The 15,963-nt window shown below is 33.1% G+C and carries 21 protein-coding genes; 7 read left to right on the top strand and 14 right to left on the bottom strand.

The features are described from left to right. Positions 1–6: 6 nt before the first annotated feature. Positions 7–558, bottom strand: a complete 552-nt coding sequence (locus FA048_RS09385; RefSeq protein ID WP_136840188.1) for a hypothetical protein — start codon at positions 556–558, stop codon at positions 7–9. Between the two features lie 31 nt (positions 559–589). Next, complete coding sequence (alaS, locus tag FA048_RS09390; protein ID WP_136840190.1) at positions 590–3,298, bottom strand: alanine--tRNA ligase; 2,709 nt, start codon at positions 3,296–3,298, stop codon at positions 590–592. A gap of 117 nt (positions 3,299–3,415) precedes the next feature. Between alaS and FA048_RS09395 the strand changes: the two genes are divergently transcribed. Further along, positions 3,416–3,751, top strand: coding sequence for a MerR family transcriptional regulator (locus FA048_RS09395; RefSeq protein WP_113653523.1), 336 nt, complete (start codon positions 3,416–3,418; stop codon positions 3,749–3,751). A 55-nt stretch (positions 3,752–3,806) separates the two neighbouring features. Here FA048_RS09395 and FA048_RS09400 read toward each other — a convergent pair whose 3' ends face one another. The 6 genes from FA048_RS09400 to cmoA all read right to left on the bottom strand — a co-directional run bounded on the left by FA048_RS09400 (position 3,807) and on the right by cmoA (position 7,448). Next, a complete protein-coding gene (locus tag FA048_RS09400) occupies positions 3,807–4,019 on the bottom strand; it encodes a hypothetical protein (protein ID WP_136840192.1) in 213 nt (70 codons plus the stop codon). A gap of 81 nt (positions 4,020–4,100) precedes the next feature. After that, the gene (locus tag FA048_RS09405) at positions 4,101–4,295 is read right to left on the bottom strand and encodes a coproporphyrinogen III oxidase (protein ID WP_136840194.1); all 195 of its coding nucleotides are present in this window, start codon (positions 4,293–4,295) and stop codon (positions 4,101–4,103) included. Between the two features lie 195 nt (positions 4,296–4,490). After that, complete coding sequence (locus FA048_RS09410; RefSeq protein WP_136840195.1) at positions 4,491–4,724, bottom strand: hypothetical protein; 234 nt, start codon at positions 4,722–4,724, stop codon at positions 4,491–4,493. A gap of 294 nt (positions 4,725–5,018) precedes the next feature. Then, the gene (locus tag FA048_RS09415; RefSeq protein WP_136840197.1) at positions 5,019–5,936 is read right to left on the bottom strand and encodes an SMP-30/gluconolactonase/LRE family protein; all 918 of its coding nucleotides are present in this window, start codon (positions 5,934–5,936) and stop codon (positions 5,019–5,021) included. A 47-nt stretch (positions 5,937–5,983) separates the two neighbouring features. Beyond that, on the bottom strand, positions 5,984–6,706 hold the full coding sequence (locus FA048_RS09420) for a methyltransferase family protein (RefSeq protein WP_136840199.1): 723 nt from the start codon (positions 6,704–6,706) through the stop codon (positions 5,984–5,986). Position 6,707: 1 nt separating this feature from the next. Next, a complete protein-coding gene (cmoA, locus tag FA048_RS09425; RefSeq protein ID WP_136840201.1) occupies positions 6,708–7,448 on the bottom strand; it encodes a carboxy-S-adenosyl-L-methionine synthase CmoA in 741 nt (246 codons plus the stop codon). A 234-nt stretch (positions 7,449–7,682) separates the two neighbouring features. Between cmoA and FA048_RS09430 the strand changes: the two genes are divergently transcribed. Continuing rightward, complete coding sequence (locus FA048_RS09430) at positions 7,683–8,078, top strand: YtxH domain-containing protein (protein WP_136840204.1); 396 nt, start codon at positions 7,683–7,685, stop codon at positions 8,076–8,078. Here the strand turns inward: FA048_RS09430 and FA048_RS09435 are convergent. After that, positions 8,075–8,386, bottom strand: a complete 312-nt coding sequence (locus FA048_RS09435) for a hypothetical protein (protein WP_136840206.1) — start codon at positions 8,384–8,386, stop codon at positions 8,075–8,077. The two genes, FA048_RS09430 and FA048_RS09435, sit on opposite strands and share 4 nt — an antisense overlap. 195 nt (positions 8,387–8,581) lie before the next feature. Beyond that, positions 8,582–8,971 carry a response regulator gene (locus tag FA048_RS09440; RefSeq protein WP_136840208.1) on the bottom strand — a complete coding sequence of 130 codons (390 nt, stop codon included), beginning with the start codon at positions 8,969–8,971 and terminating at the stop codon, positions 8,582–8,584. A gap of 241 nt (positions 8,972–9,212) precedes the next feature. Here FA048_RS09440 and FA048_RS09445 point away from each other — a divergent pair, with 241 nt between their 5' ends. Then, entirely contained in the window at positions 9,213–10,010 is a 798-nt protein-coding gene (locus FA048_RS09445; protein WP_136840210.1) for a S1/P1 nuclease, read from the top strand. On the opposite strand, the gene FA048_RS09450 is transcribed toward FA048_RS09445, so the two are convergent. Then, complete coding sequence (locus FA048_RS09450) at positions 10,003–10,383, bottom strand: YchJ family protein (protein WP_136840212.1); 381 nt, start codon at positions 10,381–10,383, stop codon at positions 10,003–10,005. The two genes, FA048_RS09445 and FA048_RS09450, sit on opposite strands and share 8 nt — an antisense overlap. Before the next feature lie 2 nt (positions 10,384–10,385). Continuing rightward, positions 10,386–10,838 carry a hypothetical protein gene (locus tag FA048_RS09455; protein ID WP_136840214.1) on the bottom strand — a complete coding sequence of 151 codons (453 nt, stop codon included), beginning with the start codon at positions 10,836–10,838 and terminating at the stop codon, positions 10,386–10,388. A 342-nt stretch (positions 10,839–11,180) separates the two neighbouring features. Here FA048_RS09455 and FA048_RS09460 point away from each other — a divergent pair, with 342 nt between their 5' ends. After that, on the top strand, positions 11,181–11,852 hold the full coding sequence (locus FA048_RS09460; protein ID WP_136840216.1) for a DUF4397 domain-containing protein: 672 nt from the start codon (positions 11,181–11,183) through the stop codon (positions 11,850–11,852). 288 nt (positions 11,853–12,140) lie between these two features. On the opposite strand, the gene FA048_RS09465 is transcribed toward FA048_RS09460, so the two are convergent. Then, positions 12,141–13,343, bottom strand: coding sequence for an MFS transporter (locus FA048_RS09465; protein ID WP_225872523.1), 1,203 nt, complete (start codon positions 13,341–13,343; stop codon positions 12,141–12,143). 174 nt (positions 13,344–13,517) lie between these two features. Here FA048_RS09465 and FA048_RS09470 point away from each other — a divergent pair, with 174 nt between their 5' ends. From FA048_RS09470 to FA048_RS09480, 3 genes are read left to right on the top strand one after another with little or no spacing between them, the layout of a single operon-like run. Continuing rightward, positions 13,518–14,489, top strand: a complete 972-nt coding sequence (locus FA048_RS09470; protein ID WP_136840220.1) for a Gfo/Idh/MocA family protein — start codon at positions 13,518–13,520, stop codon at positions 14,487–14,489. Between the two features lie 6 nt (positions 14,490–14,495). Next, positions 14,496–15,059 (top strand): YeeE/YedE family protein, encoded by a 564-nt coding sequence (locus FA048_RS09475; protein ID WP_136840222.1) that lies wholly within the window; start codon positions 14,496–14,498, stop codon positions 15,057–15,059. Next, entirely contained in the window at positions 15,056–15,469 is a 414-nt protein-coding gene (locus tag FA048_RS09480) for a DUF6691 family protein (protein WP_136840224.1), read from the top strand. Before FA048_RS09475 ends, FA048_RS09480 begins: the two co-directional genes overlap by 4 nt. A gap of 2 nt (positions 15,470–15,471) precedes the next feature. Here the strand turns inward: FA048_RS09480 and msrA are convergent, their stop codons facing one another. After that, positions 15,472–15,963 (bottom strand): peptide-methionine (S)-S-oxide reductase MsrA, encoded by a 492-nt coding sequence (gene msrA / locus FA048_RS09485; RefSeq protein ID WP_136840226.1) that lies wholly within the window; start codon positions 15,961–15,963, stop codon positions 15,472–15,474.

The raw sequence follows: 15,963 nt of genomic DNA on the forward strand, positions 1-15,963 counted from the left end.
TTTTATTTAAAATCTTTTGCCTATTGTAATGCCCGCTCTTGGATACCCACCAACTCCTTCAGTTCCAAACAATCTACCAGCTCCAAGATATATTTCACCAACAAAGCCATTTTTAGTTAAGAATTTAGCTCCTGCTGCTGCACCTAATCCAAAGTTTGTTTCATTGCGATTACTAGAATAATATGAAGAAGTATTTGTATTGTAATCGTAAACGTAATAATTATCTAAGCTTGAGGTAACCACTGCCATATTCCCTTCAATAAAAAATCCATTTGCTTTTCTACCACCAAAATAAATTCTATAATTTGGAATAAATGCGAACTTAAATTCTACATCATCCTCCAAACCAATCAAAATAGCAACACCTACGCTCGAATCATCTTTAAGGATTCGTTCGTAATTTATTTCTGGAAAACCACCAATAGTATAAGCTAAATTAAGCTTCAATTCATTATTACCACTTATACCTGTTTTTTTTAACGAAACAGTATCAGTCTTTTGTGCTTGTACAAATAAAGTTGAGGCTATTAAAAAGCCAGAGAGCATTAATTTTTTCATTAATAGTGTGATTTTTTAGTTTTTCTAATTGCTAAATTATATAATTCTTTGCCTTTTCCAATACTTTAGTTAAGCCATCTGCATTTTTACCACCTGCTGTTGCATAAAATGGTTGGCCCCCGCCACCACCTTGAATTTCTTTACCTAACTCACGCACAATTTTTGCAGCATTTAATGTTTCTGAAACTACATTTTCTGAAATCATTACTGTAATACCAGGTTTTTCTTCGATTAAGGTAGTAAACACTAAATAAAGATTAGGAACTAAAGCTTTAACCTCAAAGGCTAAATTTTTAACTGCTTCTGCATTTGGTAAATCTACTTGAGTGGCAATAAAATTAATTCCATTTACATTTTCTGCCTTGGCAGCGATATCTTGTTTCATATCACCTGCTTTAGCCAAAATGCTCTTCTCTATTTCTTTTTTAAGTCGAGCATTTTCATCTATTAAGGCCTGTACCGCACTATTAATGTTCTGACTTCCTTTTAGCAGTCCTTTAAGTTGGTTTAGTTCTTTACTTTGCTCAATAATAAATTGTTCAGCTTTATCTGCTGTGATGGCTTCAATTCTACGAACACCAGCAGCTACAGCACTTTCTGATATGATTTTAAAGTAACCAATTTGACCGGTCGCTTTTACATGTGTTCCGCCACAAAGTTCTTTAGAGAAATGATCATCGAAAGTAATTACGCGAACAAAGTCCCCATATTTTTCGCCGAACAAGGCAGTCACACCAGAAGTAATCGCTTCATTATAAGGTATATTTCTCTGTTCTTTTAAACGGATATTAGCTCTAATTTTCTGATTAACAACATGTTCAATCTTCGCTAAATCCTCTTCGCTAATTTTAGCGAAATGCGAAAAGTCAAAACGTAAATTATCGGCATTTACCAAACTACCTTTCTGATTAACATGAGCACCTAATACCTTTTTTAAAGCTGCGTGTAATAAGTGAGTAGCCGAGTGGTTATCTTCTGTTAAAACTCTTTTTTCCTCATCTATTACTGCCCAAAACTTACCATCAAGATCTGTAGGTAGGGTATCAGTATAGTGAACAATAACGCCATTTTCTTTTTTGGTGTCAGTAATTTCTACCCAAAACTGTCTGCTGTGGTCTTCTAATCGACCTGTATCTCCTACTTGTCCCCCACTTTCTGCATAAAAAGGCGTTTGACGTAAAACGATTTGATATTGTTCTTTACCTTTTGCACTTATTTTACGGTATTTTAAAATATCTGTTTCAATTTCCGTTAAATCATAGCCTACAAATTCTGTATCATTATCTGAGTTTACAATTACCCAATCTCCGGTATCTATTGCAGTTGCTGCACGAGAACGATTTTTCTGCTCAGTTAAAGCTTTATTGAATTCCACTATATTAACATTAAACCCTTTTTCACGAGCCATTAACTCTGTCAAATCAATAGGAAATCCAAAAGTATCATACAGTAAAAAAGAAAAATTGCCTGAAATTGAATTTAGCGGAACATTTTCTATTAAAGCTCCATCATAGTCAAATCCATAGCCATGGCCTTCATTATTTGCTGGGATAACAGTATTATTTAAATGATTTTCAAAAAGCGTTATTCCTTTCTCTAGTGTTCTCAAAAAAGAAACCTCTTCCTCCAAAACAACTTTTTGCACAAAATCTTTCTGCAAATACAACTCATCAAAAACACCTTTAAACTGTTCTGCCAAAACGGGCACCAATTGGTTTAAAAAGGGTTCTTTCAAATTCAGAAATGTATAAGCATAACGCACTGCTCTACGTAAAATACGCCTGATCACGTATCCTGCCTTATTATTAGATGGCAACTGACCATCGGCAATTACAAAAGAGATAGCTCTGATATGATCGGCCATTACACGCATCGCTACAGCTTCATTCCAGCCATTATCTCCAGATTCTGCATTGCTGCTATATTCAAATCCAGATTTTTCTGCAATAAATTGAATTAGGGGTTGAAACACATCAGAATCATAATTAGACGTTTTGCCCTGTAACACACGCACCAAACGCTCAAATCCCATTCCTGTATCTACATGTTGTGCAGGCAAGGGTTTTAATGAGCCGTCTTTTACGCGATTAAATTGCATAAATACGTTGTTCCAAATCTCAATTACTTGAGGGTGATCTGCATTCACTAAGTCCTTTCCACTAGAGGCATCTCTTTCTGCCAAAGGGCGGCAATCTACATGAATTTCTGAGCAAGGACCACATGGTCCGGTGTCTCCCATTTCCCAGAAGTTATCTTTTTTATTGCCTAAAATAATCCGATCTTCTGGCACAAATTGTTTCCAAAGTTCAAAAGCCTCTGTGTCTTTGGGTAAACCTTCTTTTTCATCACCTTCAAAAATAGAAACGTACAATTGGTCCTTGGGTATTTTATAAACTTCTGTTAATAATTCCCAGCTCCAAGCAATGGCTTCTTTTTTAAAATAATCTCCAAAACTCCAGTTACCAAGCATCTCAAACATGGTATGATGGTAGGTATCAATTCCTACCTCTTCTAGATCATTATGTTTACCAGAAACGCGTAAGCAACGTTGTGTATCTGCAACACGAGGATATTTAATGGCAGCTTCTCCTAAAAATAAATCTTTAAATTGGTTCATACCGGCATTGGTAAACATGAGCGTTGGGTCATTTTTAACCACAATAGGTGCCGATGCTACAATATGATGTTGTTTACTTTTAAAAAAATCTAAATAGGTCTGTCTTATTTCTTTGGCTGTCATTCTGTGTAGAAAATTTAGAGAACAAAATTAAAATTTTATTGCGGTATTCTACTAAAATCGCATTACATTTGAATACTTTAAGTAAAAGCTACAATCAATTCATAATCAGACAAAAGCATGCCATATAAAGAGAGAGAGATTAATAAAATGTACTATACCATGGGTGAAGTAACCGAAATGTTTGGTGTAAATGCTTCTCAAATTAGGTTTTATGAGAAAGAATTTGATGTATTACAACCTAAGAAAAACAAAAAAGGTAATCGTCTTTTTACTCCAGAAGATATTGAGAACTTAAAAATTATTTTTCATCTGGTAGACGATAAAGGCTTTACACTAAAAGGTGCTAAAGAACACCTTAAAAACAATTCTGGCGAGGTTAAAGAAAATCAAAAAGTTATTGCTTCTTTAGAAAAGTTAAAGGACTTTTTATTGAAGTTAAATGAAGAGATTTAAATTTCCTTAAATTGTATGCTTGAGCTAAGAAACACGAATTGAAATTACCAAATAATTATTTTTCAGGATTATCCTCTGGATTAATTTCTTGATCCTCGATTTCAGCTTGGCCTTTATTTATGTCAATATCAGTATTACTCCTTGAGTCATAATCTGCATCACTGCCTTGTATCTGCTCAGGCAAATCTTTTAGATCTGAATTTGTGATTACACCTTCATTAGGAGCATTTGTTACTTTATCTCTTGGATCTTTTTCTTTACTATTCATAACAACATTTAAAAAAGAACAACTGCAATAAAATCTTGCAGTTGTTCTAGATTTATAACAATTAACTAAATACGCTCTATATTATTGCTGCTTTGTAGTATCTGGTTGTTTTTTAGTTGTATCTGGAACAGTTTTCATTGTATCTCTCATCATCGAGTCTCTTTTCAAACTATCTATTGCTGAAGAATCCATTGTTCCACTACCACTTTTGCTAGAGCTACATCCTGCAATTGCCATACCGGCAACTGTAAGAAACATTAAGAATTTCAATTTCATATTCTGTTTTTTAATTAAACTTTAATTTTCCACCTGTTATTAAGGGTTCTACTTAATAAAGGACTTTGGGCCTAAAAAGTTTTAAAAAAAGAAAAAAAATATTTTAAATTGTTTATACATAAATAGTTACCTACTTACAAAAGCTAAACAACTATATATTCTTTTTTAATAAACAATTGACAGAGTTGAATTATACTAGGCTGGATTTAAACATTCGTGATCTATGAATTTACCTATTTTACTAATAAACTCATCAGGCATTTTACCACCTCCTATTTGCTCCCAGCCATCAGTTACTTTATTGATGGTACCTACCAATTGGTCGCCAACACAGATGTAAAAAACCTCCGAAACATCACCTTGTAATAAAGTAAAAAGTAGTGGTAGTTGATTTTCAAAAATATCGCACAAATAATCAATTTTTACCATTTGAATGAGATTAATTTATAATTGAACAATTATATATCAATAACCAAAATTTTGGCGAATTGTTTAACACAATTAATTACTCATTCAATTTACGTATTTATTCTATTTTTCTAAAATAATTTTGCTACAAAACTTTTAAAATCAGCTCATTTTTATCAAAAAAAGTCTAAGAAAAGATATTTTTAACTTCGACTTAACTTTACCATTATATTGGATTTGGTTTTTCTTACGCTACTGAAGATTAACGTTAGCATTTTAATATATGCTCTTTCTGTTAAAATATTTTTTGGTAGATCACTCTACACCTTTCACCGTCATTGGTAAAGTATAAATAGATTTTCCTGAGGTAATAAATAAGATATTTCTTTTTTTACCCCCAAAGCAAACATTAGATGTTCTAGCTAAAGGGACGTTGATATGTGCAATTTGTTTTCCTGCTTTATCAAAAATAGTCACCCCATTTCCAGTTAAATATATGTTACCATGTTCATCTAGTGTCATTCCATCAGAACCTTGATTAATCAGCATTACTCTGTTCATTAATGAGCCATCAGGTTTAATATCATACTGATAAGTTTTACCACCTTTTGCATCTGCTACATATAATATTTTTCCATTTGGTGTACCTACAATTCCATTAGGTCTTTGCAAACTGTCTTCTACCACAATTATACCGCCCATGCCTTCCTCACGTTTAGTAGCTTTTAGAAAGTAAACTTTTTCTCCCACTATAGCTGGGGCTTTCCTTGTCCAATAATCACGTTGATAATAAGGATCTGTAAAGTAAATTTCACCTTTGCGATTAATCCATAAATCATTTGGCCCATTTAAATTACTATGCTTTGGATTTTGATACACAAGAGTTGGGTTTGCATTTTTATCGAACGATAATATTTTGAAATTCTCATCAGCACAAGCAATTAAATTGCCTTTTTTATCGAAATAAGTTCCATTGGCTCTTCCAGCCTTAGCAGTAAACAAACTTAATTTACCTGCTGTACTATATTTCCAAATGGTATTATTGGGTTGATCCGTAAAAAACACATTACCTTTTTTATCAACTGATGCGCCTTCTGTAAATTTAAACTGAGAAGAGATAAGCTTTAAGCTATCTTGGATGAAAAGAGGTTCGTTTTCTCCTAATTGAGCTCTAACACAACTTGAGGATAAAATTAAAATAAATAGTAGCTGTAATTGAATTTTAAGTTTCATCAATAATTTAATGTTTATTAATTAATGTGCAGTTATGTTTACTTTTTTTAAGCCTTCCACTTACCACTTTTTTTCAAATATCTAATGATAACGTAATAAGCAGCTAAGATAACAAGTGCCGTAATGCCAATCTTATCTCTTAAAACTGTATCTCCTCCTGTTAGTTGAGGATAATAATAAAGTAAAATCACTACAATACCTAACATCCAAACCGTTTGTGTATTGTATTCTTTAATGAGCCAACGTTTACCATTAAAAGCCATGCTTCCAATTGTTTTATGAATACCACCAAAGTTAATCCACCACCTATTTACTCTTGCACAATAAGCGTCAAACTGTTCACCAAATTTATTTCTTAGAAAATTCTCTTCGGCCAATACAATTGCTTGGTAAATGAATAAAAATAGCGGAATGAATATGCACATAAAAACTACAGAGTTCATTAAAATGCCAACTCCTACTAACATTAAAATATTGCCTACATATAATGGATTACGGCCATGGTTAAAGAAACCTTCGGTTACCAAATCATCTGCATGAACTTTTTTATTTAAACCACCACGAACTATATAAGCAAGAGATATTGCTACTCCACGTATAAGTTGCCCAAAAATGGTTACAAATAATCCAATAATTAGGGGGTATAAATAATAGTTTTCCCCAAATGTGCTTTCTCTAAATAGTTGTGGCGATGGGATGAATAAAGCGAGGTACAAAAAAATAAATAAGAAATTTCTGTACTTGAAAAAGAAGTTACCAATTGCGATCATATTAGTTTTTTACAGCGATAAAACCTGAAAAATTATACCATTTAAAGAATGTTTCTACTAAAGGGAAACCTACTTCTCTTAACATCTTAAAGTTCTCACTCAATTTATAAGGAATGAGTACATTTTCTAATGCTTCTCGCTTCTGTGAAATCTCCATTTCACTATATTGATTGCGACGTTTATAATCATAATAATATTTAATGAAATTTCTGTTGAACATGCTATCCTCAGCCAAGATCTTTTCAGAAATAATCAATACCCCTCCTGGTACTAATCCATCATATATTTTTTTTAGTAGTCTTTCTCTGTAAATTGGTCTTAAAAATTGTAAGGTTAAACATAAAATAACAACAGATGCATTTTCAATTTTTACATCTTCATGTAAATCACCTATAATTAATTCATAAGGTCTTTTAAAATTGGCCTCCTTTAACTTAACATCACATTTTTTAAGCATTTCTGCTGAATCATCAAGACCTATAAACTTGATATTTTCGTTAACCAAGGGATTTAAGCCTATCATGGTTGTACCAGTACTACAACCTAAATCTATCACATTAGTGTTGGGCAAAGCATGTTCTGCTGCCAACTCAATAATCATTCTTTGTATTTCATTATAAAAAGGAACAGAACGTTCCACCATATCATCGAAAGCATTGGCAACAGTAGCGCCAAATTTAAAATCTGAAGGTTTCTTAATTTCTTCTTTAAAAACGTTATCTAGGTTGTCTTTTTTAGTCATGTAGTTTAAAATTTATAACTCGTTTTTGGGTCACATATCTGACTAAACAAATTTTAAATAGTTTAGTTAGAAAGAATATATAAATAAGATAAAAACTTAATAAAAAAGCAGATTAAATTATAGGTTCTAAGTTTTGATAACATATAATTTAATAGAAATTTGAATTTCTAAAACACTAATCTTTTCAAAACAATTCTAATTATGATTGGTTACTTATGAGTAAATCATCTACCTATGAATTATCAAAAAATATTAAAATCTTCTTTGTTAGAGAAAAAAGATTCAACAATGTCAACAGTTGCTATAATTGGAGGAGTTGCTGTTGGACTTGCAATTGGTGCATTGTTTGCCACCAAAAATGGACGTGAAACTAAATCAAGGTTAATTAATTTCTTGGATAAGCTTACAGGTAGGTCATCAAGGCTACTGGGTATGAATCAATTAGGTAATATAGTTGAGAATGTTCGTGGACACATTAAGCAAAATACTGAAAGCTTGTTAGGTCCAGAAAATCATCGTCAACAAGCTTCAGAAATTCATGTTGAAAGTGCTGGAACTACAGCCTGGAAGAATCAACAAGAAAAACCTGTTTTTCCTAATGATACTAATCCGAATGTGATTTATAATTAGTTGTTCCCTTTAAAAATATTTACAGTAGTAGTTTTCCAAGCGATATAGCCCTTTAAAGCGCAAGCTTGAGCTACTTCCTTCTCAACATAATCTGGTACATCATTGGCAATTCGCCAGCGCACTGTGTATTTTAAATTGTAGCTAAGGTAAACCACAACATCTGCATCCATAGGCGGCAGTAAGTTTAAGGATTTTAAATTTACATCTTGTAGCTCTGCTGCCAAGCGAATTAACCTTTCTTTCAAAACCTTAGCTAAGGGAGCGTGTGGATTGAACTCATCAAATATGGCGACGACAGTAACGATCATGAATAAAATTGCTATTATTTTTAGTAAAAGTAAGCAATTAATAGAACTTAAGTGCACGAAAACCATCATTTTTTTATCAAAAACCGTATTCCCCTAGCTTTTAGCGTGTTATTTTATAGTCTAGTAGTTCTACATTTGATCAATCTAGCAAGCTGTAACAAAAAGCCCCAATGAAAATCGGGAGCTTCTTATGAATTAAGCTAATAAAAGCATATGTATAAAGTCTTGGAACTTTTTAATATTGAGGGGTTTTTTAAGGAGATAATCTATCCCGATGTCTTTTTTTAATTCATCTTCCGCAATATCTGTAGTAGAGATTACAATGATGGGGGTATCCGCAGACATTGCTTTGATTCTTTTAGAGGCTTCAAAACCATCCATTTCTGGCATGTAAAGGTCCATAATTACCAAATCTGCCTTTTCTTTTTTAAATTTTTCTATTGCATCTAAACCATTTACAGCTATAACCAATTGAAACTGGTACGGTGCGAGTATTTTTTGGATTACCAAAATACTCATAGGTTCATCTTCTACAATTAGAATCTTCTTCTTTATTTCTTCTATTTTTTTAAAGTTGAATTTCACAATAAGCTTGTTTTTGTGTGGCTAATGTAAATATAAAGAATGAAAACTTACTTTCAATATTTCTTTTTTAAATCAATAAAAGAATATTTTTATTATGTAGATACATAATGATATGAACAACAAACTCATCTTATTTGTTTTTAACCAGTTAAAGCCATTTTATTATTTTTTAACGTAACCTCTTTAAGACAAATTAATTTATAATATCGACATAAATTATCTTTGAAGTTAAATTTGTTACATGAAAATTAAACATATTCTCTCTGTCACTATATTAAGCATTAGTCTAACTTTAATCTCTTGGGGTTACACCGGTCATCGAACAATTGGTCAGCTAGCAGAAAACCATTTAAACCCTAATGCCAAAGTAGCCATTAAAAACTTATTAGGAGATACTACTATCGCTGATGCTTGCACTTGGGCAGATGATGCTAGAAAAGACCCTCAATTTGCAGCAACTGCAAATTGGCACTTTCTAAATCTCCCATTAGGATTATCCTTTGAAGACTTTAAGAAACAAATAGATACCATTAGCCAGGGTAACGTATACAGTGCATTATTAAAAGCAGAAGGTGATTTAGCAAATAACGATACACCTAGGCAACAGCAAATTTATGCACTAAAATTCATCATGCATTTTGTGGGCGATTTGCATCAGCCTATGCACATCAGCAGAGCTGAGGATAAAGGTGGTAATACAATTCAACTAAACTATGAAGATAAAGGTACCAATCTGCACAGTCTGTGGGATACAAAAATGTTAGAGCACCAAGGTTTAACCTATACGCAATTGGCAAGTAAATACGATGACATTTCTGCGGAAGATATTAAACAATGGCAAAGCGATACGCTTATTCAATGGATTTGGGAAAGCTACCAAATTAGCTCACAGCTTTATGCAGAAATTGATCTTATGGGCAAAAGGGTGATTGATGATACATATGTACAAAAACATTTACCGACTGTAGAAAAACGAATTAAACAAGCAGGAATTAGATTGGCTGGTATTCTTAATGGGATTTACCCAGAAATTAATTAAAATATTCTCCACTAACATAATACCATCTCTCTTCCTCACAGCTAAAGGTAGAACGTTCATGATGTATATGTAACTGTTTGTTATTTTCATAATATGCTTTAAATTCAACAGTACAACCATTAGCACTACATATCTCTAGCTTGAGCCAAATATTATTGGTTGCCCAGTCTCTTATCGCACCTTTTTGATGTAAGTGTCGTGTTGATGGGTGTGTAGTATCGATTAAGTAAGCTATCAAATGTAAAGCGTAAGCACTATACCTCGAGCGCATTAAAGCTTCCGCAGTTGAGGGAACAGTTTCATTTTGATGATATATTTTGCAACAATCAGTATAATTTAAACCAGATGTGCAAGGACAGAGTATTTGTGACATTGTTATTTACAAATTGTTTTTTCAAATATAAATCTGCCCCTATCATAATCAATAGGCACTTTTTCATCATGAAACCCTGAACCCCATACCAAAATCGTTTCGCCAACACCCATCACAAGTTTTTCTTCTTTTTTAAGGAATGCAACAGGATTTCTATACCACTTATCTATTTTATTTAACTTAAAATCAAAATGTCCCTTAAGTGTATCTCCATTTATGGTTCCTTTCACTTGCCCATCAAATTTTTTAATACCACCATAGCTCATGGTAAGCAACCCATTCATTTTCCTATTAGAAGTATCAATGCTAAGCCAAGCGGTATCCCCTTTATCAATAGCTATATAACAAATCAATTTAAATTTATCTAAAGCCTCTTCTTCCTTCTTGAAGAAGTTACAGCCTGTAGCCAAGAAGATTATGCCAGTTAATGGCAAGATGATTTTACTCAATTTCATGGTATTAAAATAAGATTTCTAAATTAAGTTTTAAAATTTAATGCTGAGCCATTCAACTAATAGCAATGCAATTAATTTAACAATCCGATTTACTCCATATTCCTCCCATTATTTGTAACAGAAATGATGCATTTACTATACACAATATATCATTTTCTATACTAGAATTTGACTTCGTATTTAACAAAGAAAACTCAGTAAATAATTATATAACAAACTGTAAAACAAAACTTTATATATTAATTATAAAATTTATTATCGATATTATTATTTATTTTGAGTTAAATAATCTGCCCTATCGGCATGGTGTTTGTTTAAATATTAACACAAAAACCATATATCATGAAAACGAAAACTAACCGATTATTTACTGGCATCGCCTTGCTAGGCGCCCTGGTAATCTCTATCTCTTCTTGTAAAAAAGATGATGATGAAACCTTAAGTGCAACTGTAACACTTGTAAATTCAGCAGATGGTTCTGCAGCTCAAGATGCTTATTTTAATGATTCAAAATCAAGTGCCTCGGCAATTGCTTATGGAAATGCAGCTACTAATGTGAGTACTACAACCTCAACTAAAACTGTTGCCTTTAAAAATGCTGGCACGAACACTACTACTGCATCAGCAAATGTTAACTTTTCTGCCAATAGCTCTACCTCTTTATATCTGGTTAAACAAGCCAATGGAAATTATACTATTAATAGTTATGCAAATGACAATGCAACAGTTAGCGGTAAAGCCAAAGTTAGATTTGTTAATGTTGCTCCTCTTTTAGCGGGAACAGTAAATGTAACAACTTCAACAGGTGTGGCTTTAGCTAACGCTTTAGCTTTTAGTGCAGCCTCTGCTTATCAAACTGTTGATGCAAATACTGCTTTAAATGTAAATATGACTGGTTCATTAGAAATTACAACCATTGCAGGAAGTGAATTGCAAGCTGGTAAAATTTATACCATTTGGTTTGACAGTACAACTACAACGAAAGCTAAATATCACGTAGTAGTAGAAAAATAGTTATAATTTCAACTTATTTAAAAGGCTATTAACTTTATTGTTAATAGCCTTTTTTTATCCTCACTAAAATCATTTTATTTATCTGGGCTTGTCATTCCTATCTTTTTTAAATATGCTATAAAAAACAAGTAGTCCGCCTGAGCAAGAAATTAGCCCAAGTATCAGTGCTGTTGTATCATTCATAATGTTTTAACATAAAAAAAGGCAGTCAAAGCATTGACTACCCTTTTGTTTAGATTGTATTTTAACAACATCCGAAATACCAGATTGTTTGAAAAATCTAAGCCATTACTGCAGGTTCCTTTTATTCATCCTAACAATTACAAACATTATCAATATCGACATGCCAATTAATAATGTATAACTATAGGCCAAATTAAGTTCATCTTTTGCTGGTATTAAGGCAATTACACCATAGGTTAAAAAAGAAACAATCACATAATTGATCCCACCTGTTAATCCACTTGCAATTCCTGCATTTTTTGGAAATCGAGAAAGACAAAAAGTAAAAAAAGTATTAAAAGTATAACCTGAACAAGCATGAATGATAAAGGCAAAAAATACCATAGAATAGAGATTGGCAACAAAGTTTACACTCACCAACATCGCCACCACAAATAGCAATTGCAAACCAATATTAACCGAAAGTTTAGCAATGAAAGGTTTATTAATTGTGGCCTTACCCAATAAACCACCAACCATTACAGCCCCACCTAATAACAATGAACTGTATCCTGCTGCAATTGGTGAAAGGCCAAAATGGTGCTCAATTACAAATGGCCCAGTCATATTGTATATCATTACCATCCCGTAAGAAAGGCCAAGCATTACAATACCAAGGGTAAAACTAGCTGTACTAACCATATCTATATAAATAGAAGCAATTTTCCGAAAGCTAAATTCCATCTTTTGTTTAATGGTTTCACCACTAAAACTCAATTCTAACACTAAAATTATCATAGCAAACACAGCTAAGAAATAAAAGTTAGACTCCCAACCAAACCAACTTTGCAAATATCCGCCTACAAAAGGTGCTATAATTGGAGCTGTTGCCCATATAATAGAAAACATACTTAAGTAATTTTTCAACTTATCGCCAGAAAAAACATCGACAAAAAAGGTTCTTTTAGATACTACAATAGCTGCTACGGTGATCCCGTGGATAATTCGCATCAAATAAATTAAATAAATATTGGCGGTATTGGCTATAACCACACTAGCCAAAGCAAAGACAAAAAGGCTAATCAATCCAATTCTATATCTGCCAAAACTATCTAGTAAACTACCGACAAATAATTGTGCAACACCATAACTAATTAGAAACATACCAAGAGTTAATTGTACTTGTAAGTCGCTAACACCTAGCTCTCTAGACATGGTTGGTAAGGATGGAATATAGACATCAGTGGCAAAACCTGATAATGGAATGAGTGCAAAAGCAAGTATTGTAGCCTTACTTTGGTTTTCGGAACTTAGTTTTTTAATGTTCAATGGGAGCTCTATTAAAGTAGCAAAGATAGGTTTTGGTTTTTCCTTTTATAATAACAAATCAACACCATAATGTAATAAACTTACCTTTTTTAAGATTGAAAATCATTCATTGTAATCTAGTTTCCTTCCTTCAATGAAAATAAATATCTTGTACCCTTCTTGATGTTTGAAAATATGGAAAGAGTAAATTGGGGTATAATTGGTTGTGGTGATGTTACTGAAGTAAAAAGTGGGCCAGCATTTAACAAAGTACCCAATTCAAAATTAATAGCAGTAATGCGCAGAGATGCTAATAAAGCCAAAGACTATGCAATAAGACATGGTGTGCCTAAATGGTTTGCAAATGCAGATGAACTGATTAACGACCCAGAAGTAAATGCGATTTATATTGCCACACCACCTTCTAGCCATGTTGAATATGTTTTAAAGGCAATCCAAGCTAAAAAACCAGTATATGTAGAAAAGCCGATGTCACTTAATTACACAGAAGGTAAACGCATGGTAGACGCAGCTAATGCAAATAATATAAAGCTTACTGTAGCTCATTACCGCAGAGCGCAACCCATGTTCTTAAAAATTAAATCTTTGTTGGATAAAAGTGCCATAGGCGATATACGTTTGGTTAATCTTAATCTTTTGCAACCACAAATTACTGATATCATTGCACAAACTGCAACAAATTGGCGTATTGACCCATCAATTTCTGGTGGTGGCCTATTCCATGATCTTGCCCCTCATCAACTTGATCTCATGATTTACTTTTTTGGTGCTATTGAATCTTTTTATGGAATGTCTACCTCAGTTAATAAAAGTAGTGTTGATGACGTAGTTACTGGTCAAATTCTATTTAAAAATAACGTTGTTTTTAATGGAAACTGGTGTTTTAATGTAGCTGCAGCTGATGCGCTTGATTGTTGTGAAATTTATGGTACAAATGGGAAAATCAGTTTTCCTATTTTTGGTCACAAAATAACCATTACGCAAAATGGACAAACCGAAATCGAAGAAACTGAGCCCTTAACTCATGTGCAACAACCAATGATTGCTAAAGTGGTTGATTATTTCTTAGGGAAAGCTGATAACCCGTGTACTGGTGAAACAGCGCTTGAGACCATGAAATTGATAGATAAATTCACTACAAAATAAATTAAAATGTTGGAACTTATTAAACAACCTTGGCCTTGGTATTTTTCAGGGTTTATGATTGTTGTCATTATGCTATTATTGGTGTTTTGGGGCAAATCATTTGGTTTCTCTGCTAACCTGCGCAATTTGTGTGCAATGGCAGGTGCAGGACGAAAAGTAAAATTTTTCGACTTTGATTGGAAAAGCCAGCAATGGAATCTATTATTTTTAGTAGGTGCTATAATTGGTGGCTTCATCTCTTCACATTATTTAAGTGATCCTAATGAACTTCAACTTTCAGCAACAACCATTAAAGATCTTAAACAATTAAATATTTCTTTTAACGGTGAGCTAAATCCAACAGAATTGTTTTCACTCCAGACCTTAACCGAACCAAAAACAATTTTCCTACTGCTTTTTGGTGGTATTTTAGTAGGTTTTGGATCTAGGTATGCTGGTGGTTGTACATCAGGCCACGCCATATCTGGCCTTTCTAATTTCCAGTTCCCTTCACTATTGGCAATAATTGGCTTTTTTATTGGCGGTTTACTTATGACATTTTTCTTTATGCCTTATTTATTTAAAATATGAAAGCAATCAAATTTATATTAGCAGGTATTCTATTTGGCATCGTCATGAGCAAGTCTGAAGCAATTTCATGGTTTAGGATACAGGAAATGTTCAGGTTCCAATCTTTTCACATGTATGGTATTATCGGCACTGCCGTAGTACTTGGTGCTTTATCTGTAATGATGATTAAAAGATTTAAGCTAAAAGATACAGCTAAACAGCCCATTGTTTTTAAAGACAAGGATAAAGGCTATTACCGTTATATCTTTGGTGGAATTATCTTCGGATTAGGCTGGGCATTAACAGGTGCATGCCCTGGCCCTATGTTTGTGAATATTGGTTATGGATACCTATCTATGCTTATAGTTGTTGCTGGAGCCTTACTGGGTACATTAATATATGGGATTATTAAAGATCGCCTACCCCACTAATATTAACTTAATTTCCAATCTGGCCTTTCAAAATGACAGGTATAGCCATAAGGGTTCTTTTGTAAATAATCTTGGTGTTCTGCTTCTGCATTCCAAAAATCAGTTGCTGGTAATACTTCAGTAATAATTTTCCCCGGCCAAACTCCAGAAGCTTCCATCTCAGCTATTAATGCATTGGCAGTTTCACGTTGTTTATCATCGATAAAAAAAATAGCAGAGCGATAAGAGGTACCAATATCATTTCCCTGTCTATTTCTAGTTGTAGGATCATGAATTTGGAAAAAATACGCTAACAATTTACGATACGATAAAATCGCAGGGTCAAATACAATTTCAATTGCTTCTGCATGTGTACCATGATTTCTATAGGTAGCATTTGGTACATCACCACCGGTATAACCAACAACTGTTGAAATTACGCCTGGGTAATGACGGATTAATTCTTCAACTCCCCAAAAACAACCTCCAGCAAGAACTGCTTTCTCTGTATTCAT

Source organism: Pedobacter polaris, assembly GCF_005116505.1.
Taxonomy (GTDB): domain Bacteria; phylum Bacteroidota; class Bacteroidia; order Sphingobacteriales; family Sphingobacteriaceae; genus Pedobacter; species Pedobacter polaris.

Bases quoted from the DNA above. Each gene is read 5' to 3' on its own strand.
- FA048_RS09445 (WP_136840210.1), top strand. From the start codon at position 9,213: ATGAAAATTAAACATATTCTCTCTGTCACTATATTAAGCATTAGTCTA.
- FA048_RS09400 (WP_136840192.1), bottom strand. From the start codon at position 4,019: ATGAATAGTAAAGAAAAAGATCCAAGAGATAAAGTAACAAATGCTCCT.
- FA048_RS09450 (WP_136840212.1), bottom strand. From the start codon at position 10,383: ATGTCACAAATACTCTGTCCTTGCACATCTGGTTTAAATTATACTGAT.
- alaS (WP_136840190.1), bottom strand. From the start codon at position 3,298: ATGACAGCCAAAGAAATAAGACAGACCTATTTAGATTTTTTTAAAAGT.
- FA048_RS09385 (WP_136840188.1), bottom strand. From the start codon at position 558: ATGAAAAAATTAATGCTCTCTGGCTTTTTAATAGCCTCAACTTTATTT.
- FA048_RS09460 (WP_136840216.1), top strand. From the start codon at position 11,181: ATGAAAACGAAAACTAACCGATTATTTACTGGCATCGCCTTGCTAGGC.
- FA048_RS09455 (WP_136840214.1), bottom strand. From the start codon at position 10,838: ATGAAATTGAGTAAAATCATCTTGCCATTAACTGGCATAATCTTCTTG.
- FA048_RS09480 (WP_136840224.1), top strand. From the start codon at position 15,056: ATGAAAGCAATCAAATTTATATTAGCAGGTATTCTATTTGGCATCGTC.
- FA048_RS09405 (WP_136840194.1), bottom strand. From the start codon at position 4,295: ATGAAATTGAAATTCTTAATGTTTCTTACAGTTGCCGGTATGGCAATT.
- FA048_RS09415 (WP_136840197.1), bottom strand. From the start codon at position 5,936: ATGAAACTTAAAATTCAATTACAGCTACTATTTATTTTAATTTTATCC.
- FA048_RS09475 (WP_136840222.1), top strand. From the start codon at position 14,496: ATGTTGGAACTTATTAAACAACCTTGGCCTTGGTATTTTTCAGGGTTT.
- FA048_RS09470 (WP_136840220.1), top strand. From the start codon at position 13,518: ATGGAAAGAGTAAATTGGGGTATAATTGGTTGTGGTGATGTTACTGAA.
- FA048_RS09435 (WP_136840206.1), bottom strand. From the start codon at position 8,386: ATGATCGTTACTGTCGTCGCCATATTTGATGAGTTCAATCCACACGCT.
- FA048_RS09420 (WP_136840199.1), bottom strand. From the start codon at position 6,706: ATGATCGCAATTGGTAACTTCTTTTTCAAGTACAGAAATTTCTTATTT.
- FA048_RS09395 (WP_113653523.1), top strand. From the start codon at position 3,416: ATGCCATATAAAGAGAGAGAGATTAATAAAATGTACTATACCATGGGT.
- msrA (WP_136840226.1), bottom strand. From the start codon at position 15,963: ATGAATACAGAGAAAGCAGTTCTTGCTGGAGGTTGTTTTTGGGGAGTT.
- FA048_RS09430 (WP_136840204.1), top strand. From the start codon at position 7,683: ATGAATTATCAAAAAATATTAAAATCTTCTTTGTTAGAGAAAAAAGAT.
- FA048_RS09410 (WP_136840195.1), bottom strand. From the start codon at position 4,724: ATGGTAAAAATTGATTATTTGTGCGATATTTTTGAAAATCAACTACCA.
- cmoA (WP_136840201.1), bottom strand. From the start codon at position 7,448: ATGACTAAAAAAGACAACCTAGATAACGTTTTTAAAGAAGAAATTAAG.